Source organism: Bordetella flabilis, from assembly GCF_001676725.1.
GTDB classification, from domain to species: Bacteria; Pseudomonadota; Gammaproteobacteria; order Burkholderiales; family Burkholderiaceae_B; genus Bordetella_C; species Bordetella_C flabilis.
The window spans coordinates 148,277-170,475 of sequence record NZ_CP016172.1 but is presented as its reverse complement, the minus strand read 5'-3'; the positions used below and the strand labels follow the sequence as shown (position 1 = coordinate 170,475).

At 66.4% G+C, this 22,199-nt stretch carries 18 protein-coding genes; 13 read left to right on the top strand and 5 right to left on the bottom strand.

Features of this window, described 5'->3' with window-relative positions:
- Positions 1-25 precede the first annotated feature (25 nt).
- Complete coding sequence (locus BAU07_RS00805) at positions 26-2,530, bottom strand: cation:proton antiporter (protein ID WP_066652716.1); 2,505 nt, start codon at positions 2,528-2,530, stop codon at positions 26-28.
- A gap of 358 nt (positions 2,531-2,888) precedes the next feature.
- Here BAU07_RS00805 and BAU07_RS00800 point away from each other — a divergent pair, with 358 nt between their 5' ends.
- On the top strand, positions 2,889-3,629 hold the full coding sequence (locus BAU07_RS00800; RefSeq protein WP_084026005.1) for a phosphodiesterase: 741 nt from the start codon (positions 2,889-2,891) through the stop codon (positions 3,627-3,629).
- Positions 3,630-3,914: 285 nt separating this feature from the next.
- Here the strand turns inward: BAU07_RS00800 and rpoH are convergent, their stop codons facing one another.
- The 4 genes from rpoH to BAU07_RS00780 form a co-directional block, all read right to left on the bottom strand.
- Complete coding sequence (gene rpoH / locus BAU07_RS00795) at positions 3,915-4,799, bottom strand: RNA polymerase sigma factor RpoH (RefSeq protein ID WP_066652714.1); 885 nt, start codon at positions 4,797-4,799, stop codon at positions 3,915-3,917.
- 178 nt (positions 4,800-4,977) lie between these two features.
- Positions 4,978-5,667, bottom strand: coding sequence for a hypothetical protein (locus BAU07_RS00790; protein WP_066652712.1), 690 nt, complete (start codon positions 5,665-5,667; stop codon positions 4,978-4,980).
- A 73-nt stretch (positions 5,668-5,740) separates the two neighbouring features.
- Entirely contained in the window at positions 5,741-6,601 is an 861-nt protein-coding gene (gene fghA / locus BAU07_RS00785; RefSeq protein ID WP_066652708.1) for an S-formylglutathione hydrolase, read from the bottom strand.
- Positions 6,601-7,707, bottom strand: coding sequence for an S-(hydroxymethyl)glutathione dehydrogenase/class III alcohol dehydrogenase (locus tag BAU07_RS00780; protein WP_066652705.1), 1,107 nt, complete (start codon positions 7,705-7,707; stop codon positions 6,601-6,603). Before BAU07_RS00780 ends, fghA begins: the two co-directional genes overlap by 1 nt.
- 294 nt (positions 7,708-8,001) lie before the next feature.
- Between BAU07_RS00780 and BAU07_RS00775 the strand changes: the two genes are divergently transcribed.
- The 12 genes from BAU07_RS00775 (at position 8,002) to BAU07_RS00720 (ending at position 22,194) form a co-directional block, all read left to right on the top strand.
- Complete coding sequence (locus BAU07_RS00775) at positions 8,002-8,721, top strand: hypothetical protein (RefSeq protein ID WP_066652703.1); 720 nt, start codon at positions 8,002-8,004, stop codon at positions 8,719-8,721.
- Positions 8,722-9,120: 399 nt separating this feature from the next.
- Complete coding sequence (locus BAU07_RS00770; protein WP_066664476.1) at positions 9,121-13,857, top strand: glutamate synthase-related protein; 4,737 nt, start codon at positions 9,121-9,123, stop codon at positions 13,855-13,857.
- Between the two features lie 45 nt (positions 13,858-13,902).
- Positions 13,903-15,369, top strand: a complete 1,467-nt coding sequence (locus BAU07_RS00765; protein ID WP_066652701.1) for a glutamate synthase subunit beta — start codon at positions 13,903-13,905, stop codon at positions 15,367-15,369.
- Positions 15,370-15,454: 85 nt separating this feature from the next.
- Positions 15,455-16,066 carry a chromate transporter gene (locus BAU07_RS00760; protein ID WP_335617535.1) on the top strand — a complete coding sequence of 204 codons (612 nt, stop codon included), beginning with the start codon at positions 15,455-15,457 and terminating at the stop codon, positions 16,064-16,066.
- Entirely contained in the window at positions 16,063-16,593 is a 531-nt protein-coding gene (locus BAU07_RS00755; RefSeq protein ID WP_066652699.1) for a chromate transporter, read from the top strand. Before BAU07_RS00760 ends, BAU07_RS00755 begins: the two co-directional genes overlap by 4 nt.
- Before the next feature lie 87 nt (positions 16,594-16,680).
- Positions 16,681-17,517 carry an ABC transporter ATP-binding protein gene (locus BAU07_RS00750; protein ID WP_066652697.1) on the top strand — a complete coding sequence of 279 codons (837 nt, stop codon included), beginning with the start codon at positions 16,681-16,683 and terminating at the stop codon, positions 17,515-17,517.
- Positions 17,514-18,305 carry a lipid asymmetry maintenance ABC transporter permease subunit MlaE gene (gene mlaE / locus BAU07_RS00745; protein WP_066652696.1) on the top strand — a complete coding sequence of 264 codons (792 nt, stop codon included), beginning with the start codon at positions 17,514-17,516 and terminating at the stop codon, positions 18,303-18,305. Before BAU07_RS00750 ends, mlaE begins: the two co-directional genes overlap by 4 nt.
- A 12-nt stretch (positions 18,306-18,317) precedes the next feature.
- On the top strand, positions 18,318-18,818 hold the full coding sequence (gene mlaD / locus BAU07_RS00740) for an outer membrane lipid asymmetry maintenance protein MlaD (protein WP_066652695.1): 501 nt from the start codon (positions 18,318-18,320) through the stop codon (positions 18,816-18,818).
- 115 nt (positions 18,819-18,933) lie between these two features.
- Positions 18,934-19,779, top strand: coding sequence for an MlaA family lipoprotein (locus tag BAU07_RS00735; RefSeq protein WP_084025051.1), 846 nt, complete (start codon positions 18,934-18,936; stop codon positions 19,777-19,779).
- Positions 19,780-19,846: 67 nt separating this feature from the next.
- On the top strand, positions 19,847-20,473 hold the full coding sequence (locus tag BAU07_RS00730) for an MlaC/ttg2D family ABC transporter substrate-binding protein (RefSeq protein ID WP_066652694.1): 627 nt from the start codon (positions 19,847-19,849) through the stop codon (positions 20,471-20,473).
- A 114-nt stretch (positions 20,474-20,587) separates the two neighbouring features.
- Positions 20,588-21,385 carry an ABC transporter ATP-binding protein gene (locus BAU07_RS00725; RefSeq protein ID WP_066652691.1) on the top strand — a complete coding sequence of 266 codons (798 nt, stop codon included), beginning with the start codon at positions 20,588-20,590 and terminating at the stop codon, positions 21,383-21,385.
- On the top strand, positions 21,382-22,194 hold the full coding sequence (locus tag BAU07_RS00720; RefSeq protein ID WP_066652689.1) for an ABC transporter permease: 813 nt from the start codon (positions 21,382-21,384) through the stop codon (positions 22,192-22,194). The genes BAU07_RS00725 and BAU07_RS00720 overlap by 4 nt, the downstream gene beginning before the upstream one ends.
- The last annotated feature ends 5 nt before the right edge of the window (positions 22,195-22,199 follow it).

Here is a 22,199-nt window from a genome sequence, read left to right as displayed (position 1 = left end):
GCGCGGACGTCGCGTTCCGATCGGCTCAGGACGGCGCGGTCGCGGAAAACTGTCGCCACACCTCGATCGCGCGCAGGCGCTGGCGCGCAACTTTCTCGATGCGTTCGCGCAGTTCGGCGTCGCGGGCCAGCAGGGCGCGGAAATCGCGGGCCGACATCATGAGCAGCTTGCTATAGCCCAGCGACGTCACATCCGGCATAAGCTCCTGCTCGCCCAGCAGGGCCAGTTCCCCGAAGAATTCGCCGCTGCCCAGCTCGAACGTGGTCTGGTCCGGCAGGTGCACGGCCACCGCGCCCGAGGCCACGAAGCACATTTCCTCGCCCGCGCGGTCCTTGCCCAGGACGGGCTGGTCCGGCAATGCGAGACGCGGCTTGAGCAGGCGCGAGATCGCGCGCAGCGAATCCGGACTGAGGTTTTCGAACAGCGGCACGCGCTTGATCAGTTCGGCCGCGCCCAGCTCGATGTCCAGCGGCGGATGACGATCGATGTGCTCCCAACGCTGCTCCAGCTGGGCGACCAGGTCCGCATAGACTTCCCCGCTGATCAGGGATTGGTCCAGCATGTCGCGATAGCGCATGCGTTCCAGTTCCCGTGCGACCCGCCCCAGATAGCTTTCCTGCAGCCACAAGGCATAGGAAGGGTACTGGAGGTTCAACGCCTGGAGAGCATTCTCGATGGCCTCCAGCCGGCGCTGGTGTGCCGCCACGATGCGTTGCGTGGCTTCCTCGCCCAGCAACGGCCTGATCTGCTGGTTGGCGAAAAGAATCAGGCGCTGCGCCACGGACCGCTTGCTCATCAGGGCGGCGAAACGCAATCCCAGTTCGTTGGCCAGCCAGCGCTGGAAACCGAACAGATAGTGCAGCCGCAGTGCCGCGCGGAACGAACGGGAATACCGCACGTCGGCGGCGATGGCGTTTTCAAAGCCGGCCAGCCCACCGGCGCGCACGGCGTCTTCCAGCCGCTCGGACCGCGCCAGCAGCGCTTCGGCCATGCGCCAGTCGACGAGTTGCGCCTTCAGCACGTCGAAGAACATTTCTTCCTCGCGACGCGCAAGGATCGCCAGGCCGACATCGACCCGCTCCTCGATGCTCATGTGGCGGACCTCGCTGTCGCGCAGCCGCGTCAGGCTCTGGTCGAAAACCCCGTGGATACGTTCGCGGACTTCCGGGCCGATATGTTCGGCGGTGGCGACCTCGTCGGTTTTCTCCTGCAGGTCGCCGAGGGCCACCGTCAAGGCCTGGTCGCGGATGGTCGCTTCGCGCCGCGACAGTTCGTTCAGCTTCAGCATGCGTATCAGCGGCCGCAGGCTGATGCCGTTGAGGAACAGCGTGATCAGCACAAACCCGGTCGTCGCGACGGCGATGAACTGGCGGGCCTCGTAGGGAACATCTTCACGCTCGGTCACGGCCAGGGCCAGGGCCAGGGACACCGCCCCGCGCAGCCCTCCCCACAGCATGACGGTCTGGTAGGCGCGGCTCACCCGGGTCGCCAGCCCGGTCAGGCGCAGGAGGGGCAGCAGGCCGAATACGGCGACGGCGCGCGCGACCAGCGTCGCCACGAACAACACGATGAGCAGCGCGATGTCGCTGGGCCGTGCGTCCGCCATGAGCCGCGGGATCAGCATGGCCGCGAACAGGAAGATCAGCGAATTGGCCCAGAACCCGAACTGCCCCCAGGCGCTGGTCAGGTGTTCGAAGGTGGTGGGCGCCATGCGGGTGCGCCCGGTGGATCCGACCACGAGTCCCGCGATTACCGTCGCAACGACGCCCGACACGTGCAGGTAATGGTCGCTGATGTAGAAGGTCAGGTAAGCCAGCGTCAACGTCAGCGTGATCTCCGCCGTGCGGAAACCGCGCAGGACGACGAAAAGCATGCAGGCCAGGCGTCCCATGGCGTAGCCGGCCAGCCCCCCGCCGACGAAGCTGATCACGAAGCTCGTCATGACGTTGCCCAGCGACATTTCGCCATGGCCCGCAAGCACGCCCACCAGCACCGAATACAGGGCGATGGACGCCGCGTCGTTGAACAGGCTTTCTCCCTCCACCAGGGTGGTCAGCCGCTTGGGCGCGCCCACTTCGCGGAAGATGCCCACCACCGCGGCCGGGTCCGTGGTGGCCACGATGGCGCCCAGCAGCAGGCAGGCCGCCAGGCTGTAGGACGACAGGCTGCTCAGGGCGAAGCCCACGACGATGGTGGAAAGGAACACGGCCACGATCGCCATCATCAGGATGGGGCCGATGTCATCCATCAGGCGCCGCACGTTCATGGACAGCGCCGTCTCGAACAGCAGCACAGGAAGGAAAACGGTAAGGAAAGTTTCCGAGGAGATCTCGAACTTCTCGAGCGAATCCAGCATGCCGCCCAGCCCCGGCGGCGCCCAGCCATGCAGATGGAGCACGATGCCCAGCAGACAGCCGACGATGGCCAGCAAAACGGAATACGGCAGCTTCAGCCGGCCGGCCAGCGGCGGCATGAAGCAGACCAGCGTGAGCAAGGTCGCCAGGCCGAAGACCAGTACCCCTACATCCATCTTGTTCTATCCCCGTCATCTCGTTGTGGTGTACCGGCAAGGATAGCGGGTTTTCACCGTTTATCGGCATGTGCAAGCATGAAGGGCGAGCGGCCCAGGGCCCTGCTTGGAATGCGCGCGGCATCGCACGTTTCGTTACGGGCAGCACGATTTGGTGGATGCCGGCGCGAGCGCGTTTTCGCTAACGTAGGCACGCCCCTACGCAAACCCTCCGGAGCCGCCGTTGCACACCATCCCACAGCATTCCTCCATACGGCAGGCCCGCACCGGCGCGGACGGGATATCGCTCGACGCCGCCGCACATCCCGCACTGCTCGTCCAGTTGACCGATCCGCATCTGTTCGCGGAACCCGCGCTTATGCTTGGCGTGGACACCGACGCCAGCTTGCGCGCCGTGCTGGACGCCATCCGGCGCGACCACGGCGACGCCGATCTGCTGCTGGCCACCGGCGACCTCTCGCATGACGGGACCGACGCTTCCTACCGGCGTTTTGCCGAGGCGGTCGGCGCCCTGGGCATCCCGGCGCGATGCCTGCCCGGCAACCACGACATGCCGGCGGCCCTGCAACGCATCTTGGGCGCGTGGACAGAGCCGGTGGCCGACCTGGGCGCCTGGCGCATCGTCCTCCTGGACTCGCGTGCCGATGGCTCCAATGCCGGGCACCTGGAACGCGCGCAATTCGAACTGCTCGATCATGCCTTGGCGACCGCGGACGGCCGCCCCGCCTTGGTCGCCATGCACCACAATGCGGTGCAGCTCAGCGCGGATTGGCGCGACCCGATGATGCTGGACAACGCCGCCGAGTTGTTCCGGCACCTGGCGCGCTGGCGCAATACGCGGCTGCTTCTGTGGGGCCATGTGCACCAGGAATTCGATCGCCGGCGCGGCAGCATCCGCATGTTGGCCACACCGTCGACCTGCTTCCAGTTCGCCATCCGCGACGGCCGGCACCGCCTGGATGCGCAGCCGCCAGGCTACCGCTGGCTCAAGTTGTATCCCGACAGCTCCGTTGCCACGGGAGTCAGGCGACTCGACGCGGCCGTGTGGCAGGCGATGATGCGGGAATGGGGGCTGGTGGAGGAAAGCCGGATCGCGTGAACGGCGCAGGGCCGGCCGCCAGCCCGGGCCGGCGCGCTCTTGTCATTTGCCGTGCGGCGAAGCACGGCGCTGCGCAGGGCAGCAGACAATAAAAAACGGGGCACCACAAGAGGTGCCCCGCCAAACACCTGTCCCATAGGGGAGGGGAAAGAGGAGAAGCCGAGACAGGTGACACGATCCCGCACCTGGCATTGCGCCGCAGCGCGGAATCACAAGATTAGGCTGTGTCCCGGCAATTTAGTTTCCTGCCCACCCTGGATTTTTCGTGGGGTTTGTATCTTTGCGTTACGTCACCAGGGCGCCGCGCATCTTCTTCATCGCGGCGGACTCGATCTGGCGAATACGCTCGGCCGATACGCCGAATTCGTCCGCCAGCTCGTGCAGGGTGGTGCCGCCATCGTCCTTCAGCCAGCGCGCCTCGATGATCCGGCGCGAACGCGGATCCAGCGTTTCCAGGGCGTTGTTCAGGCCGGTGCTCTGCAGTTCGTCCACCGCCTTGCGCTCCAGGACCCGGGTCGGTTCCTGGCGGCCCTCGTCGGACAGGTAGGCGATGGGCGCGTAGGCGTCGTCATCGTCGTCCTGGGCCTCCAGGGACATGTCACGCCCGGACAGGCGCACTTCCATCTCGCTGACGTCCTCGCGGCGAACGTTCAGTTCGCGGGCGATATCGTCCACGCGTTGCGTATCGAGCGTCTTGCCGTCCGGCCGCATGCTGCGCAGGTTGAAAAACAGCTTGCGCTGCGCCTTGGTGGTGGCCACCTTGACCAGGCGCCAGTTGCGCACGATGTATTCGTGGATTTCGGCCTTGATCCAGTGGACCGCGAACGACACCAGGCGCACGCCGCGCTCGGGATCGAAGCGCTTGACCGCCTTCATCAGGCCGATGTTTCCTTCCTGGATCAGGTCGGCATGCGGCAGGCCATAGCCCAGGTACTGGCGGGCGATCGACACCACCAGGCGCAAGTGCGACAGCACCAGCTGGCGCGCGGCGTCCAGGTCGTCCTCGTCGCGCAGGCGACGGCCAAGGGAGGTCTCCTGCTCGGCAGACAAGACCGGCAGACGGTTTACGGCGGAAATGTATGCGTCGATCGTTCCCAGGGCGCCCGGGTTGGCGATGGCCAGGGTGAGCGCGTTGCCGGAAACGGCCAACGAGGAACCTTTTTGTTTCATGGTGTTGTGCTCCAGGAAACGACTATGTGTAGAACGCATTCGGCGATGTTAGCACTCTGGATTGGGGAGTGCTAATTCGACATGCCGGTGCACCGGAAGTTCACTCTTTCAGGCCATGTTTCGCACGGTACGCGGCCCCGGGCGGCGCCAGGGGCAGACGGCGAGCGGGGCGCGGTTGCTACCAGCCGCGCTGTTTCAGGCCTGCGGCGGTGGCGGCGTCGTCAGGCCGGATGAACAGTGCGCCGCGTGGGTCCAGGAATACCCCGTAGCGTGCGCCGTCGAACATCGGCATATAGGCGGCGCTGCCGTACTGCACGTCCACGAATGGCAGCCAATTCGGAAAATGCTGCTTGAGACGCCCCAGGTCGGGAATGCCTGCCGGTCCCAGCGCATAAACCGTGCGCGGGCCCGACTGGTCCGCCGCCGGATCCGCATAGCGACCCGACAGTCGGTCCAGGCGGTAGAGCGGCGGCACGCCGGCCAGCAAGGCCGGGAGACGCCAGCGCACCACCCGCGCGTCGATCTGCCATTCGTCGCCGCGCAGGGAAAATTCCCGGGGCGCCGTACCAGGCAACTCCGCCGCGGCGATGAATTGCTGCGGCCCCTGCTGGCGCAGCACTACCCGCGCCACGGGCTCGTCGGAAGTCAGCCGAAAAAACTGGTACAGCGCCAGGCCCAGCATCCCGGACACGCAGGCCAGCGCCAGCACCAGCAGCCCCACCAACCGCCGCACCGGGCGCAGGCGAAACTGCCGCCGTCCGCGCGCGTCGCGCGGCCCGCCCTTGCCGAACGACAGGCCCAGGCCGATAAGCACGCCGACAGCGGCGGCCGCCAGTATCCAGACGGTAGGGGCCATGCCGTCGATCAATGCCGGGCCTCTCGATGTAGGGAACGAGTTTTCAGTATATAGAGGCCGTCAAGCCTTGCCGTTACCGCGTTTGTCACCCGGTCCGTCCCACCGCCAGCCGCTGCGCATGGAAGGCGATATGGTCTTCCATGAAGCTGGAAATGAAGTAATAGCCGTGGTCGTAGCCTTCGTGCCGACGCAGTTGCAGCGGCTGCCCGGCCTGCGCGCACGCAGCCTCGAAAACCTCGGGGTAGAGCTGCGTGTCCAGGAAGCGGTCCGCCAGACCCTGGTCCACCAGAATGCCTTCCGGAAACGGCGCCCGCATCGCCGCCATCAAGGCGGTGGCGTCGTACGCCGACCAGGCCTGGCGATCGCTGCCCAGGTAATGGGAAAACGCCTTCTGACCCCACGGGCAACGGCTGGGCGCCGCGATCGGGGCGAAGGCGGACACGGAGCGGAACAATGCCGGATTGCGCAAGGCCAGTACCAGCGCGCCGTGTCCGCCCATCGAGTGTCCGGACACGCCGATCCGCCCCGACGCCGCGCCGAGCTGCCCGGCGATGCCATGGAGCTCCTCGGTGATGTAGCTGTACATGCGGTAGTGCGTGTCCCACGGCGGCACGCTGGCGTCCAGGTAGAAACCCGCGCCCGTACCCAGGTCCCAGTCCTGCTCCTCGCCGGGAACGCCGGCGCCGCGCGGGCTGGTGTCCGGCGCGATCAGCATCAGGCCATGCTTCGCCGCCCAGCGCTGGGCGCCCGCCTTCACCATGAAGGTTTCCTCGGTGCATTCCAGGCCGGCCAGGAAGAACAGGGCCGGCACAGGTCCGGATTCCGCTTGCGGCGGCGTGTACACCGAAAAGCGCATCGGCAGCCCGATCGCCGCGGAATCGTGGCGGTAGACGCGCTGCCAGCCGCCGAAACACCGGTGTTGGGCCAGGACTTCCAGGTCGGCCATCAGTAGAGCACCACCGAACGAATGGATTCGCCGCGCTTCATCAGGTCGAAGCCGTCGTTGATGCGGTCCAGGGGCAAGGTATGGGTGATGAGGTCATCGATATTGAGCTTGCCTTCCATGTACCAGTCGACGATGCGCGGCACGTCCGTGCGGCCCCGGGCGCCGCCGAACGCCGACCCCTTCCATTCACGGCCCGTCACCAATTGGAAAGGCCGGGTGGCGATTTCCTCGCCGGCCGCGGCCACGCCGATGATGATGGATTGGCCCCAGCCCTTGTGGCAGCACTCCAGCGCCTGGCGCATCAGCTTCGGATTGCCGACGCATTCGAACGAATAGTCCGCGCCGCCGTCGGTGAGCTGGATCAGGTGGTCGACCACGTTGGGCACTTCGTTCGGGTTGACGAAGTGCGTCATGCCGAATTTGCGCGCCAGCGCTTCGCGGCGCGGGTTGATATCGACCCCGATGATCTTATCGGCGCCCACCATTTTGGCGCCCTGGATAACATTCAAGCCGATCCCGCCCAGGCCGAACACGACCACGTTGGCGCCCGCTTCGACCTTGGCGGTGTAGACCACGGCGCCGACCCCGGTGGTCACGCCGCAGCCGATATAGCAGACCTTGTCGAAGGGGGCGTCCTCGCGGATCCTGGCCAGGGCGATCTCGGGCACCACGATGTGATTGGCGAAGGTCGACGTTCCCATGTAGTGGTGGATGGGCTTGCCGCCCAGCGAAAAACGCGACGTGCCGTCGGGCATCAGGCCCTTGCCCTGCGTGGCGCGGATCGCCTGGCACAGATTGGTCTTGCGCGACAGGCAGAACTTGCACTGGCGGCACTCGGGGGTATAGAGAGGGATGACGTGGTCGCCCGGCTTCAGCCCCGTCACGCCCGCGCCGGTTTCCAGTACCACGCCGGCACCCTCATGGCCCAGGATGGCGGGGAACAGCCCTTCCGGGTCGGCGCCCGACAGGGTGTAGTAATCAGTGTGGCAAATCCCGGTCGCCTTCACTTCGACCAGCACCTCGCCGGCCTTCGGGCCTTCCAGGTCCACGTCTTCAATGGTCAGCGGGGCGCCCGCTTTCCAGGCGATGGCGGCTTTTGTCTTCATGCGTGCTCCTGAGAAGGCCGGAGGGAGGCGCGCGGTGCCGGCATGTACGCCTGCCGCCCTTCCCTCGAACAGAAGGATGTTACCGCGCGCCGCAGCCCCATAACACCTTACGATCCGGATGCGCTCGTCCGGATGGACGGCTACCGGTGACCCGCAACCCTGGACCGGCGCGACGCCATGGCGTTGGACGCGGCGGCGTCGGGGAAAACTCACTGTTGCGCCATCCCGTTTACGCGGTACCATTTATTCCCGCGCGAACGTCCCGTTCCCAGCACGCCCCGGCCCTGACACCCTATGGCTCGCCTGCCCCGACTGTACGCCCCCGGACTGCCGCAACTCGTGCAAGCCAATTTCATCAACCCGTTGGCGGCCCCGGCGCAGCCGGCGCCGGCTGATACGCTGAACCAGATCGCGGCATGGCTGGGCGAGACCGCGACCCGCAACCGGGTGGCGCTGCATGGATGGCTATTGGCGACGGATCGCATCCTGCTGCTGGCCACGCCCGTGGATGGCGAAGGCCTGCCCCGCCTGATGCAGACCCTCGGCCGCAACCTGGCGGCGCGCCTGCGTGGCGGGCGCGTATTCGCCGGGCGTTATCGCTCGGCCCTGGTCGAACCGGGCGCCTGGGTCCTGCCGGCCCTGGTCTGGCTGGAAACCTATCCCGCGCGCAGCGGCGCGACCCACGACCCGGAACTCTGGCCCTGGTCGTCCGCATCCGGGCACACGGGCATGGGCCAGCCGCAAGCCGGCTGGATGTCCGACCATGCGGACTACTGGTCTTGCGGCAACACGCCGTTCGACCGGCAAGCGAATTACCGGCGCCGCCTGCAGGACGGGCTGACGCGCGAGCAGATCGTCCGCATCGACCAGGCCGTGCAAGGGCAGTGGGCACTGGGCGGCGCCGATTTCATCGCCATGCTGGCCCATACCGCCAGCCGCCGCGTCACGCCGGGGCAGCGCGGACGTCCGCGCAAGAAGCCGGCGCCTCCGTCCGCGGAAGCGGAATCGACCTAGATGCCCGCAGTAGGGGCGCCGCACCATCACCGGGCAAGACCCGGTTTTTTGTTGCCTGCACGCACATGGCGCGAGGAAGGGGCGGGAGGGCGTGGTGCCATAAAAACAGTGACACACCACGACAATGGGAGCCGGGAGCGGATCGGGAGAGCGCATCGACCTCTATGGTCCAGGCGCGCCGGTCCCCGCAAGGCAATCTCGAGCCGCTCGCCGCGGACGCCCGGATGCCACCACAATGCGTCACCATTAAACTTCAGAAGATTTTTCGCTACGATATAACGGGGACGCACCCTGTTTGTTTTTGTTGCGGCCCCTATGTCGCCGCGGTATCGTCCCACCTTGCGCCGCAGCATGGCGCGGCAGCCCCTTTTTCAGCAGCCCCAAGCCCTGGAGCGCTTCATGACCGTACCGACCTCCACCGACTCCTGTCCCGTGCCCGCGCGCGCCATCGACGCCACCCGCATCGGCTTGCCCGCGGCGCAAGGCCTCTATGATCCCCGGCACGAGCATGACGCCTGCGGCGTGGGCTTCGTGGCCCACATCAAGGGCCGCAAAAGCCACGCCATCATCCAGCAGGGGCTGAAGATCCTCGAAAACCTGGATCATCGGGGCGCCGTCGGCGCCGACAAGCTCATGGGCGACGGCGCGGGCATCCTGATCCAGATCCCGGACGCCCTGTACCGCGAAGAACTGGGCCAGCGCGGCATCGTCCTGCCACCGCCGGGCGAATATGGCGTGGCCATGGTGTTCCTGCCCAAGGAAACCGCGTCGCGGCAGGCCTGCGAACAGGAACTGGAGCGCGCCGTGCGCGCCGAAGGGCAGGTGGTGCTCGGCTGGCGCGACGTGCCGGTGGACGTGGACATGCCCATGTCGCCCGCCGTGCGGGATTGCGAGCCCGTCATCCGCCAACTGTTCATCGGGCGCGGCGCCGACGTGATGGTGCCGGACGCGCTGGAACGCAAGCTGTACGTCATCCGCAAGACCGCCAGCCACGCCGTCCAGAACATGCGCCTGGCGCACGGCAAGGAATATTTCGTGCCATCGGCCTCGGTGCGCACCGTGGTGTACAAGGGGCTGCTGCTGGCCGACCAGGTCGGCCGCTACTACCGCGACCTCGCCGATACCCGGACCATCTCGGCCCTGGCGCTGGTCCACCAGCGTTTTTCCACCAATACTTTCCCGGCATGGCCACTGGCCCACCCCTACCGCATGATCGCGCACAACGGCGAAATCAACACGGTCAAGGGCAACTTCAACTGGCTGCGCGCGCGCGAAGGCATGATGCAGTCGGCGGTGCTGGGCGACGATCTGCCCAAGCTGTATCCCATCGTCTACGAAGGCCAATCCGACACGGCCACCTTCGACAATTGCCTGGAACTACTGGTGAATTCCGGCTATTCCCTGGCCCACGCCATGATGATGATGATCCCGGAGGCGTGGGAGCAGCACACCCAGATGGACGAAAGCCGCCGTGCTTTTTATGAGTACCACGCGGCGATGATGGAACCGTGGGACGGCCCGGCGGCCGTGGCATTCACCGACGGCCGGCAGATCGGCGCCACGCTGGACCGCAACGGCCTGCGCCCGGCGCGCTACCTGGTAACGGACGACGACATGGTGATCATGGCGTCGGAAGCCGGCACGCTGCCCATCCCGGAAAACCGCATCGTCAAGAAATGGCGCCTGCAGCCCGGCAAGATGTTCCTGATCGACCTGGAACAGGGCCGCATCATCGACGACGCGGAGATCAAGTCGCAGCTGGCCAATTCGCGGCCATATCGGCAGTGGATCGAGCGCCTGCGGGTAAAGCTGGAATCGCTGCCCGCGCCGCGCCAGCCCGCCGACGCGGCCGCGCCCACCGCCACCTTGCTGGATCGCCAGCAGGCCTTCGGCTGGACGCAGGAAGACTACAAATTCATCCTGGAACCCATGGCCACCACCGGCGAGGAAGCCGTCGGCTCCATGGGTAACGACGCGCCGCTGGCCGTGCTGTCGAACCGCCCGAAGCCGTTCTACAACTATTTCCGCCAATTGTTCGCGCAGGTGACGAACCCGCCGATCGACCCGATCCGCGAACAGATGGTGATGTCGCTGGTGTCCTTCATCGGTCCCAAGCCCAACCTGCTGGACATCAACAACGTCAATCCGCCGCTGCGCCTGGAAGTCGCGCAGCCGGTGCTGGATTTCGCCGCCATGGCGCAGATCCGCGACATCGAGCAGGTGACGGGCCGCAAGTTCCGCAGCCTGGAGCTGGATATCACCTATCCGGCTGCCTGGGGTCGCGAGGGCATCGAAGCGCGCGTGGCCGCGCTGTGCGCGCGCGCCGTCGACGCAGTGCAAAGCGGCTACAACATCCTGATCGTCTCGGACCGCCGCGTGGACGCCGAACGCGTCGCCATCCCGGCGCTGCTGGCCACCTCGGCCATCCACCAGCATTTGATCCGTGCCGGCCTGCGCACGAATACCGGCCTGGTGGTAGAAACCGGCTCCGCGCGCGAAGTGCACCACTTCGCGCTGCTGGGCGGCTACGGCGCCGAAGCCATCCACCCCTACCTGGCGCTCGAATCGCTGGAACGGATGGCCGACGCCGACAAGGCCGTCAAGAACTACATCAAGGCCATCGGCAAGGGCCTGAACAAGGTCATGTCCAAGATGGGCATCTCGACCTATATGTCGTATACCGGTGCGCAGATCTTCGAGGCCGTTGGCCTGCAGAGCGCGCTGGTGGAAAAGTACTTTACCGGCACCTCCAGCACGGTGGAAGGCATCGGCATCTTCGAGGTCGCCGAGGAAGCGCTGCGGCTGCATCGCGCCGCCTTCGGCAACGACCCGGTCCTGGCCGACGACCTGGACGCGGGCGGCGAGTACGCCTTCCGCGTGCGCGGCGAAGAACATATGTGGACGCCGGATTCCATCGCCAAGCTGCAGCACGCCACGCGCGCCAACAACTACCGCACCTACAAGGAATACGCGCAGATCATCAACGACCAGAGCCGCCGCCACATGACACTGCGCGGCCTGTTCGAATTCCGCTTCGATCCCACCCGCGCGATTCCGCTGGAAGAGGTGGAATCGGCCAAGGACATCGTCAAGCGTTTCGCGACCGGCGCAATGTCGCTGGGGTCGATTTCCACCGAGGCGCACTCGACGCTGGCCGTCGCCATGAACCGCATCGGCGGCAAGTCCAACACCGGCGAAGGCGGCGAGGACGAACTGCGCTACCGAGCCGAACTGCGCGAAGGCAAGAGCGGCGTCAAGGACGGCGACACCCTGGCCTCCGTCCTGGGCACCGACCGTATCGAAGCCGACGTGCCCTTGAAGGCCGGGGACTCGCTGCGCTCGCGCATCAAGCAGGTGGCCTCGGGCCGCTTCGGCGTCAGCGCCGAATACCTGAGCAGCGCCGACCAGATCCAGATCAAGATGGCGCAGGGCGCCAAGCCGGGCGAGGGCGGCCAGTTGCCCGGCCACAAGGTGTCCGAATACATCGCCAAGCTGCGCTATTCGGTGCCCGGCGTGGGGTTGATCTCGCCGCCGCCGCACCACGACATCTATTCGATCGAGGATCTGGCGCAACTGATCCACGACCTGAAGAACGTCAATCCGCGCGCCTCCATTTCGGTCAAGCTGGTCTCCGAAGTGGGCGTCGGCACGGTCGCCGCGGGCGTGGCCAAGGCCAAGGCCGACCACGTGGTCATCGCCGGCCATGACGGCGGCACGGGCGCATCGCCGGTATCGTCGATCAAGCAGGTCGGCACCCCATGGGAACTCGGCCTGGCCGAAACGCAGCAGACCCTGGTGCTCAACCGCCTGCGCAGCCGCATCCGCGTGCAGGCCGACGGCCAGATGAAGACCGGGCGCGACGTCGTCATCGGCGCCTTGCTGGGCGCCGATGAGTTCGGCTTCGCGACCGCGCCGCTGGTGGTGGAAGGCTGCATCATGATGCGCAAGTGCCACCTGAACACCTGCCCGGTTGGCGTGGCCACGCAGGATCCGGTGCTGCGCAAGAAGTTCCAGGGCAAGCCGGAACACGTCGTCAATTATTTCTTCTTCATCGCCGAGGAAGTGCGCGAGATCATGGCCCAGCTGGGCATCCGCCGGTTCGACGAGCTGATCGGCCGCGCGGACCTGCTGGACACCCGTGCCGGGCTGGAACACTGGAAGGCGCGTGGCCTGGACTTCGGCCGCGTGTTCTACCAGGTCGCCTCGGAAGGCCCGGTGCGCCATACCGAATCGCAGGACCACGGCTTGACGGCGGCGCTCGACAACCAGCTCATCGAACGCTGCAAGCCCGCCCTGGAGCGCGGCGAAAAAGTGTCCTTCATCGTGCCGGTGCGCAACCGCAACCGCACCATCGGCGCCATGCTGTCGGGCGCGGTGGCGACCCGCTATGGCCATGAAGGACTGCCGGACGACACCATCCACATCCAGTGCAACGGCACCGCCGGGCAGAGCTTCGGCGCCTTCCTGGCCCACGGCGTCACGCTGGACCTGGTCGGCGAAGCCAATGACTACGTCGGCAAGGGCCTGTCGGGCGGTCGCATCGTCGTACGTTCGCCCAACGACTTCCGCGGCTTCGGCCCGGAGCACATCATCGCCGGCAACACCGTCATGTACGGCGCGCTGGCGGGCGAAGCCTACTTCAATGGCGTGGCCGGCGAACGCTTCGCGGTACGTAACTCGGGCGCCGCCGCGGTGGTGGAAGGCACCGGCGACCACGGCTGCGAGTACATGACGGGCGGCACCGTCGTCGTGCTGGGCAGCACCGGACGCAACTTCGCGGCCGGCATGTCGGGCGGCGTGGCCTACGTATGGGATCCCGACCGCAGCTTCCGCGACCGCTGCAATCTGGCCATGGTCGAGCTGGAGCCGGTGCTGCCGCACAGCGAGCAGCACAGCGCCAACAACATCGAGGGCTGGCACAGCGCGCGGCGCGGCGGCGAGCGCGAGACCGACGAAAGCATCCTGCGCCGCCTGGTGGAAGACCATTTCCGCTACACCGGCAGCTTCCGAGCGCGGGAAATCCTGGGCGACTGGGAAACGGCGCGCGGCAAGTTCGTCAAGGTGATGCCGATCGACTACCGCCGCGCGCTGGGCGAAATGTGGCGCGCGGCCAACCCGCAGAAAATGGCCGCTTGAGGCCGGCTGACGCAATGATCGTGGTCTCAAGACTCAAGGACTGACATGGGCAAGATTACCGGCTTTCTCGAATACCAACGCCTGCAGGAGGCCTACGAGGCGCCGCAGGCGCGGCTGAAGACATGGCGCGAATTCGTGCTGCGCCTGGACGACAAGGCATCCAAGGTGCAGGCGGCGCGCTGCATGGACTGCGGCATCCCGTTCTGCAACAACGGCTGCCCGGTCAACAACATCATCCCGGACTGGAACGACCTGGTGTACCGGCAGGAGTGGCGCAAGGCGCTCGACGTCCTGCACTCCACCAACAACTTTCCGGAGTTCACCGGCCGCATCTGCCCGGCGCCGTGCGAAGCCGCCTGTACCTTGAACATCAACGATGACGCCGTCGGCATCAAGTCCATCGAGCGGGCCATCATCGACAAGGGGTGGGAAGAAGGCTGGGTGCTGCCGCAGCCGCCCTCGCGCAAGACGGGCAGGAAAGTCGCCGTCGTGGGTTCCGGTCCGGCCGGACTGGCCTGCGCCCAGCAACTCGCGCGCGCCGGCCACGCCGTGACCGTGTTCGAAAAGAGCGACCGCATCGGCGGCCTGCTGCGCTATGGCATCCCGGACTTCAAGCTGGAGAAATCGCAGATCGACCGCCGCATCGCCCAGATGGAAGCGGAAGGCGTGGAATTCCGCCCGTCCACCTTCATCGGCAACCCCGGCGATCCCGCCGCCGACGGCCTGACCGCGTGCACGCCCGAAGCCCTGCGCGAGGAATTCGATGCCGTGGTCATGGCGGGCGGCGCGGAAACCCCGCGCGATCTGCCTGTCCCGGGACGTGAGCTGCAGGGCGTGTATTTCGCCATGGATTTCCTGCGCCAGCAGAACAAGGCGGTGGCGGGTGATCGGCTCGGCGACCAGACCCTGGCCAAGGGCAAGCACGTCGTCGTGATCGGCGGCGGGGATACCGGATCGGACTGCGTGGGAACCAGCAACCGTCATGGCGCGCTGTCGGTAACCCAGTTCGAACTCATGCCGCAGCCGCCCGAATCGGAGAACAAAACCCTGACGTGGCCATACTGGCCGGCCAAGCTGCGCACGTCGTCGTCCCACGAGGAAGGCTGCGACCGCGACTGGGCAGTGACCACCAAGTCCCTGGTGGGCGAAAAAGGCATGGTGCGCAAGCTCATCGCCGCGCGCGTGGAATGGGTCAAGGACGAAGCAACCGGCCAGATGAAAATGCGCGAGGTCGAAGGCTCGGAATTCGAGATGCAGGCCGACCTGGTGCTGCTCGCCATGGGCTTCGTTTCGCCGCAGCAGAAGGTGCTGGAAGCGTTCGGGGTGGACCGCGATACCCGCGGCAACGTGCGCGCCAATACGGACGACTACCGCACCAGCGTGGAAAAGGTCTTCGCGGCCGGCGATATGCGGCGCGGCCAATCGCTGGTCGTGTGGGCCATCCGCGAGGGCCGCCAGTGCGCGCGCGCCGTGGATGCCTTCCTGATGGGCGACAGCGACCTGCCCCGGTAAGGCGAGGTGCGGCGACCGCCGCTATTAAGTCAGGCGACAACTGCGAAAGGTAAGATCGCCGCACCCCCTACCCGAGCGCGTCATCGTGCGCCCCTTACTGTCATCTTCCGCCGCCGACCTCCGGGCCGAACCCCCGCCGCCTGCCGAACCGCCCCGGCTCGCGCAAATCTTCGTCGCCTTCGCCAAGATCGGGCTGACCAGTTTCGGCGGCGGCCTTAGCGGCTGGATGCTGCGTGAATTCGTGCAGAACCGGCGCTGGCTGTCGGAAGACGAATTCCTGAGCGGGCTGGCGCTGGCCCAGGCGTTTCCCGGCGTCAACGTGGTCAACCTGTCGATCTGGATCGGTTTCCGCCTGCGCCGCAGCCGCGGCGCCCTGCTGGCGGCCCTGGGCATGATCGTGCCGCCCATGGCCGTTGCCATGGTGCTGGCCGCCGTATTCGCCGAGCTGGCGCATTCGTCCACCGTGCACCTGGTCCTCGCCGGCATTGCCGCCGCCGCCGTGGGCCTATCGCTGCAGATGGGGCTGCGCGCGGCCTACCGCGCGGCCACCAACGCCGTTCCCATCGTCATCATGGTGGTCACCTTTTGCGCCATCTTCCTGGCCGGTCTGCCGCTGATCTGGGTCGTGGGCGTGATGGCGCCGCTGTCCGTCGTGCTGGCCTACCTGCGGCTGCGCAAAAGAGGGGACGCACCATGACGCAGCATGACGGACTATGGGACCTGTTCGCCGTATTCGCGCCGCTGTCCTTCCTGACCGTGGGCGGGGGACAGAGCGTCGTTGCGGACATCCATCGCCAGGCGGTCGAGACCTACGGGTGGATGAACGACGCGCAGTTCCTCGACCTGTTCGCCCTGTCCCGCATCACCCCGGGCCCCGGCTCGCTGCTGGTGACCCTGGTGGGGTGGCAGGTACAGGGCCTGCTCGGGGCGCTGGTCGCGTCCTTCGCGATCTTCGTCCCCAGCAGCGTCCTGGTCTATGGGCTGGCGCGGGTATGGCAGCGATATCAGGGACGGACCTGGATACGCGCCATCGAGATCGGACTCGCGCCGGTCGCGGCCGGCATGATCCTGGCCGCGTCGTGCACCATCCTGCGGGCCGCCGAAGGCGGCGCCTGGGCCTGGGCGGTGGCCATCGCATCGACCCTGGTGCTGTTGCGCACGCGGGTCAGCCCCTTCCTTCTCCTGGGGGGCGGCGCGCTGGTCTTCCTGATCGCGCTGCGCTGAACCGGCACGCCCGCAAAGGGCGCCCGTACTGCCGAGCTACAATGCCAGGCCGTGGCACGTCCGCGCCCCGCCCATTCACTGGTCTTTATGGTCCCTGATTCAGTCAGCAAACCCGACTCCGCCCTGCGATTCTCCGGCGTGTCGCTCGGATACGGCGACTTCACGGTGTTGCAAGGCATCTCCATGACCGTGGCCCCCGGCCAGGTCGTGGCCGTCATGGGCGGCTCGGGGTCCGGCAAGACGACCATGCTGCGCGCGGCCACCGGCCAGCTCCAGGCGCGCGCCGGCCAGGTGCAGGCCTTCGGCCAGGACATGGCCCGCGTGACGCCGGATGAACTGCAGGCCCTGCGCAAGCGCATGGGCGTGCTCTTCCAGCAGGGCGCCCTGTTCACCGACCTGGACGTGTTCGAGAACGTCGCCTTTCCGTTGCGCGAGCACACGGCCTACAGCGAGGCGGAAGTCCTGGAACGCGTGCTCGACAAGCTGCACGCCGTGGGGCTGCGCACCGCCGCGCATCTGAAGGTTTCGGAGATCTCCGGCGGCATGGCCCGCCGGGTGGCCCTGGCACGCGCCGTGGTGCTGGAGCCGGAGCTCGTGCTGTACGATGAGCCCTTCGCCGGCCTGGATCCGATTTCGCTGGGCATCACCGCCCGCCTCATCCGTGACCTTTCCGACCGCCTGAAGTGCGCGGCGGTGCTTATCACCCACGATGTGAAGGAATCCTTCGCCATCGCGGACTATGTATACCTGGTGGGACAGGGCCGCCTGGTGGCGGCCGGCCGGCCGGACAGCCTGTCCGAATCGGCCGACCCCTACGTGCGCCAGTTCCTGCATGGCGAACCGGACGGCCCCGTCGCCTTCCATTACCCCGATACGCCGGCGTTCGATCGCTGGCTCGCCCAACAAGAGGGACGCAAGCCATGAGTGCTACGGGCACCCGCCCGATCGGCCGCCTCGGCGGCTGGGTCATCGACACCATCGGTGGGATCGGCTACTTCACCCGCTTTTTCGGCGCGCTGCTGGCCAAGAGCGGTATCGCGCTGCGCCGCCCGCGCTTGGTGTCGCAGCAAGTGCACTTCATCGGCAACTATTCCCTCGTAATCATTGCCGTGTCCGGCATGTTCGTGGGCTTCGTTCTGGGATTGCAGGGTTATTACACCTTGAGGCGCTACGGTTCCGAAGAATCCCTGGGCCTGCTGGTGGCACTGTCGCTGGTGCGCGAGCTGGGACCGGTGGTGACGGCATTGCTGTTCGCCGGGCGTGCCGGCACCTCGCTCACGGCGGAAATCGGGCTGATGAAGGCAGGCGAACAGTTGTCCGCCATGGAAGTCATGGCGGTCGACCCGATGCGCCGCGTGCTCGTGCCGCGGCTGTGGGGCGGCATCATCGCCATGCCGGTGCTGGCGGCCGTGTTCTCCATGGTCGGCATCATGGGTGGATGGGTGGTCGGCGTGGTAATGATCGGCGTCGACGCCGGGGCTTTCTGGTCGCAGATGCAGGGCGGCGTGGATGTCTGGAACGATGTGGCCAATGGCGTCCTCAAGAGCATCGTGTTCGGCATCGGGGTCACCCTGGTCGCGCTTTACGAAGGCTGGCAGGCGCGGCCGACGCCGGAGGGCGTGGCCCGGGCCACCACCCGCACCGTCGTGGTCGGCTCTCTCGCGGTGCTGGCGCTCGATTTCCTGCTCACCGCACTGATGTTTGGCAACTGATACGGACTTTTCATGTCACGGCAAAAAACCGATTTCTGGGTGGGGCTGTTCGTGCTGCTGGGCGCCGCTGCCCTGGTATTCCTGGCCCTGCGCGCCGGTAACCTGAGCGCTTTCTCGTTCTCGAAGACGTATGAGCTGACGGCGCAATTCGACAATATCGGCGGGCTCAAGGAACGCGCGGCGGTCAAGAGCGCCGGCGTTGTGGTCGGCCGCGTCAGCCGCATCCGCTTCGACGACAAAAGCTTCCAGGCCGTGGTCACGCTGAGTCTGGACGACGAGTTCCAGTTTCCCAAGGATTCCTCCGTCGCCATCCAGACCTCCGGCCTCCTTGGCGAACAGTACGTCGGGCTGACCGCGGGCGGCGATGACGCGAACTTTGCGGACGGGGACAAAATCCGGTATACACAAAGCGCCGTCGTTCTGGAAAACCTCATCAGCCAGTTCCTTTACGGCACCGCGGAAAAGCAGGGATCGGCACCCGCCGCAAACGCGCCGGCGCCGCAACCGCGCTGAAGGCAATTATTTTCAACACCGACGCGATCGTACGGCGCCCACCGTTGGGGAAGCGGGCAAGCGCCTTGGCTACGGGCGTGTTCGGCCGACAGGCTGTTACCAGAAAGACGACTAGATGAACAAGAACACTCTTACCCGCATGTTGACCCTGGCGGCGGCAGGCATAGGCCTGGCTGGCTGCGCGGTTCAAAACCCCGACCCGCGCGATCCGTGGGAAGGATTCAATCGGGGCGTCTACACCTTCAACGACAAGGTCGACCGCGCGGTCCTGCGTCCCATCGCCGTCGGCTATACGACCGTCACGCCGCAACCGGTACAGAGCTGCATCCACAACATCTTCAACAATGTGGGCGACATCTGGGGAGCCGCCAACAGCATGCTGCAGGGCCGCGGCCACGATTTCGTGAACACCCTGGGACGCTTCCTGTTCAATACCACCCTGGGCGTGGGCGGCTGCTTCGACGTGGCCACCGCCAATGGCGCCAAGCGCATTCCCAACGACTTCGGCACCACGCTGGGCGTGTGGGGCTTCGGGCAGGGCCCGTATCTGGTGTTGCCGTTGTGGGGTTCGAGCACGGTGCGCGATGGCGTCGGCCTGGTGGGCGACTTCACGGGCAACCAGTGGACCAGCGTAGGGGCCATCGACAACGTGCCGCTGCGCAATTCGCTGTATGGCCTTGAGATCATCGACCGCCGCGCCAGCCTGCTGGATGCCAGCGACACGGTGGACCGTGTAGCGCTGGACCCCTACAGCTTCGTGCGCGACGCCTATCTGCAACGGCGCGACGCCATGGTGCTGGGCAAACACGCCGGCGATGCCGACCATCTGCCCGTCTACGACGACGGCGACGACGACGATGGCGGCAGCACCGGCACGGGCACGAGCAATGCGGGCAGCGTCGTCACGCCCGCGCCCGGCGCCAGTTCCGTACCGCCGGCCGCGGCGCCCGTCCGCCAATAGGGCCGCACCGCCTCGGGGCGCCGCGGGCGCCTTCGGGGCCTGTCTCTGGAATCAGCAAGGAGTATTCATGCGCTTTACCCCCCTTACGATGTTGCAACGCCTGTTCGTCACCGGCCTGCTCGGCCTGGCGCTGGCCTACACCGCGCACGCCGCCGGCGATCCGCAGGCCGCGCCGGACAAGATCGTCCAGGACGCCGCCAACCAGACCCTGCAGGTCCTCAAGAGCGACGGCGGCGTCAAGTCGGGCGACCTGAACCGCGTGAACGAGGTGGTCAACCAGTACATCCTGCCGTACGTCGACTTCGAGAAGACCACGCGCCTGGCGGCCGGACGCTATTGGCGCCAGGCCTCTCCGGAACAGCGCAAGGCGCTGGCCGAGGCCTTCCGCGGCACGCTGGTGCGCACCTACAGCGGCGCGCTCACCCGCGTGGACAACAGCACCAGCATCAAGGTGACGTCGTCCAATGTCGACGGCAACGATGCCGTCGTACGCAGCACCATCAGCCAGCCCAACGGCCAGTCCGTCGGCGTCGACTATCGCCTGGAAAAAACCCCGGGCGGCTGGAAGATCTACGACCTCAATGTCGAAGGCATCTGGCTGATCGAGAACTACCGCAACCAGTTCGCCCAGCAAATCAACCAGAACGGTATCGACGGCCTGATCCAGGCCTTGAACCAGCGCAACGCGCGCTAGGACGGCAGCGCCCCGGCCCGGACAACCCTGTGCCGCCCGGGGCCATCTCTCGGGGGAAACCCGGGGGCACTCTATAATTGCGGATTGGCTCTTTCCGGGCTGTGCCCGCGCATCATGTCCGCCGTCCGTCTCGACAACGTCTCGAAAACCTACGCCCCCCGCTTGCCTACCTGGAAAAAGTGGCTGGGCAAGACCGCCGCGCCGGGCTTTCAGGCCGTCCGGAATGTCAGCCTCGAAATCGAGCCCGGCGAATTCTTCGGCCTGCTGGGGCCGAACGGCGCCGGCAAAACCACGCTGATCTCCCTGCTCGCCGGACTGGCGCGCCCGACCAGCGGCTCGGCCAGCGTCTGCGGGTACGACGTGCAGCGCGACTACCGGCAGGCGCGGCGCGCCCTGGGCGTGGTGCCGCAGGAACTGGTCTACGACCCCTTTTTCACCGTGCGCGAAACCCTGCGCATCCAGTCCGGCTACTTCGGCCTGCGCAAGAACGACGACTGGATCGACGAAATCCTCCTCAATCTGGGCCTGTCCGACAAGGCCGACGCCAACATGCGCGCCCTGTCGGGCGGCATGAAGCGCCGCGTGCTGGTGGCGCAGGCGCTTGTGCACCGTCCGCCTGTCATCGTCCTGGACGAGCCTACCGCCGGCGTGGACGTGGACCTGCGCCGCACCCTGTGGGAATTCATTTCACGCCTGAACAAGGCGGGCCACACGATCATGCTGACCACCCATTACCTGGAAGAGGCCGAGGCGCTCTGCGGACGCATCGCCATGCTGAAGGCGGGCCGCATCGTCGCGCTGGACACCACACAGGCCTTGCTGGCCGATGTCGGGGGTGTGGATCTGGAGGACGCGTTCGTGCGCATCATGCACCGCGAAGACGACACGCAGCTGACCGAGGTGGTGTCATGACGCCGCCGCTCGGACCCGCCGCCCAGACCTTGCTCGACGCCGGCCAGCAGGCCGGCTCCGGCTTTCCCACCCTGCTGCGCAAGGAGCTGCTGCGGTTCTGGAAGGTCAGTTTCCAGACCATCGCTGCGCCGGTGATCACGGCCTTGCTCTATCTGCTGGTCTTCGCCCAGGTCCTGCAGGACCGCGTGCATGTCTACGGCTCCGTGCCCTACACATCGTTCCTGATCCCGGGGCTGATGATGATGAGCATGCTGCAGAACGCTTTCGCCAACCCATCGTCATCGCTGATCCAGAGCCGCATTACGGGCAACCTGGTATTCATCCTGTTGCCGCCGCTGTCGCACCGGGACATCTATCTCGCCTATGTCATCGCGGCCGTCGTGCGCGGCGTGGCGGTGGGACTGTGCGTGTGGATCGTCGCGCTTTTCTTCATTCCGCTGACCCCCGCGCACCCGCTGTGGATACTGGCATTCGCGGTGCTGGCCTGCGGCATCATGGGCAGCCTGGGCGTGGTCGCGGGCCTGTTCTCGGAAAAATTCGACCAGTTGGCGGCTTTCCAGAACTTCCTGATCATGCCGGCCACCTTCCTGTCCGGCGTGTTCTATTCGATCCACACCTTGCCGTCTTTCTGGCAGGGCGTGTCGCACTGGAACCCCATCTTCTACACCATCGATGGCTTCCGCTACGGCTTCTTCTCGGTCTCGGACGTGTCGCCGTGGCGCAGCCTCGCGGTAGTCACCTGCGTGTTCCTGGCCCTGTCGGCATACGCCATCCGGCTGCTGGCCAGCGGCTACAAACTGAGGAACTGACGACC

What these genes read in the sequence shown, in the direction of transcription:
- BAU07_RS00805 (WP_066652716.1), bottom strand. Translation starts at nt 2,530, where the DNA reads ATGGATGTAGGGGTACTGGTCTTCGGCCTGGCGACCTTGCTCACGCTG.
- rpoH (WP_066652714.1), bottom strand. Translation starts at nt 4,799, where the DNA reads ATGAAACAAAAAGGTTCCTCGTTGGCCGTTTCCGGCAACGCGCTCACC.
- BAU07_RS00720 (WP_066652689.1), top strand. Translation starts at nt 21,382, where the DNA reads ATGACGCCGCCGCTCGGACCCGCCGCCCAGACCTTGCTCGACGCCGGC.
- mlaE (WP_066652696.1), top strand. Translation starts at nt 17,514, where the DNA reads ATGAGTGCTACGGGCACCCGCCCGATCGGCCGCCTCGGCGGCTGGGTC.
- fghA (WP_066652708.1), bottom strand. Translation starts at nt 6,601, where the DNA reads ATGGCCGACCTGGAAGTCCTGGCCCAACACCGGTGTTTCGGCGGCTGG.
- mlaD (WP_066652695.1), top strand. Translation starts at nt 18,318, where the DNA reads ATGTCACGGCAAAAAACCGATTTCTGGGTGGGGCTGTTCGTGCTGCTG.
- BAU07_RS00755 (WP_066652699.1), top strand. Translation starts at nt 16,063, where the DNA reads ATGACGCAGCATGACGGACTATGGGACCTGTTCGCCGTATTCGCGCCG.
- BAU07_RS00750 (WP_066652697.1), top strand. Translation starts at nt 16,681, where the DNA reads ATGGTCCCTGATTCAGTCAGCAAACCCGACTCCGCCCTGCGATTCTCC.
- BAU07_RS00735 (WP_084025051.1), top strand. Translation starts at nt 18,934, where the DNA reads ATGAACAAGAACACTCTTACCCGCATGTTGACCCTGGCGGCGGCAGGC.
- BAU07_RS00765 (WP_066652701.1), top strand. Translation starts at nt 13,903, where the DNA reads ATGGGCAAGATTACCGGCTTTCTCGAATACCAACGCCTGCAGGAGGCC.
- BAU07_RS00770 (WP_066664476.1), top strand. Translation starts at nt 9,121, where the DNA reads ATGACCGTACCGACCTCCACCGACTCCTGTCCCGTGCCCGCGCGCGCC.
- BAU07_RS00800 (WP_084026005.1), top strand. Translation starts at nt 2,889, where the DNA reads ATGCTTGGCGTGGACACCGACGCCAGCTTGCGCGCCGTGCTGGACGCC.
- BAU07_RS00730 (WP_066652694.1), top strand. Translation starts at nt 19,847, where the DNA reads ATGCGCTTTACCCCCCTTACGATGTTGCAACGCCTGTTCGTCACCGGC.
- BAU07_RS00725 (WP_066652691.1), top strand. Translation starts at nt 20,588, where the DNA reads ATGTCCGCCGTCCGTCTCGACAACGTCTCGAAAACCTACGCCCCCCGC.
- BAU07_RS00775 (WP_066652703.1), top strand. Translation starts at nt 8,002, where the DNA reads ATGGCTCGCCTGCCCCGACTGTACGCCCCCGGACTGCCGCAACTCGTG.
- BAU07_RS00780 (WP_066652705.1), bottom strand. Translation starts at nt 7,707, where the DNA reads ATGAAGACAAAAGCCGCCATCGCCTGGAAAGCGGGCGCCCCGCTGACC.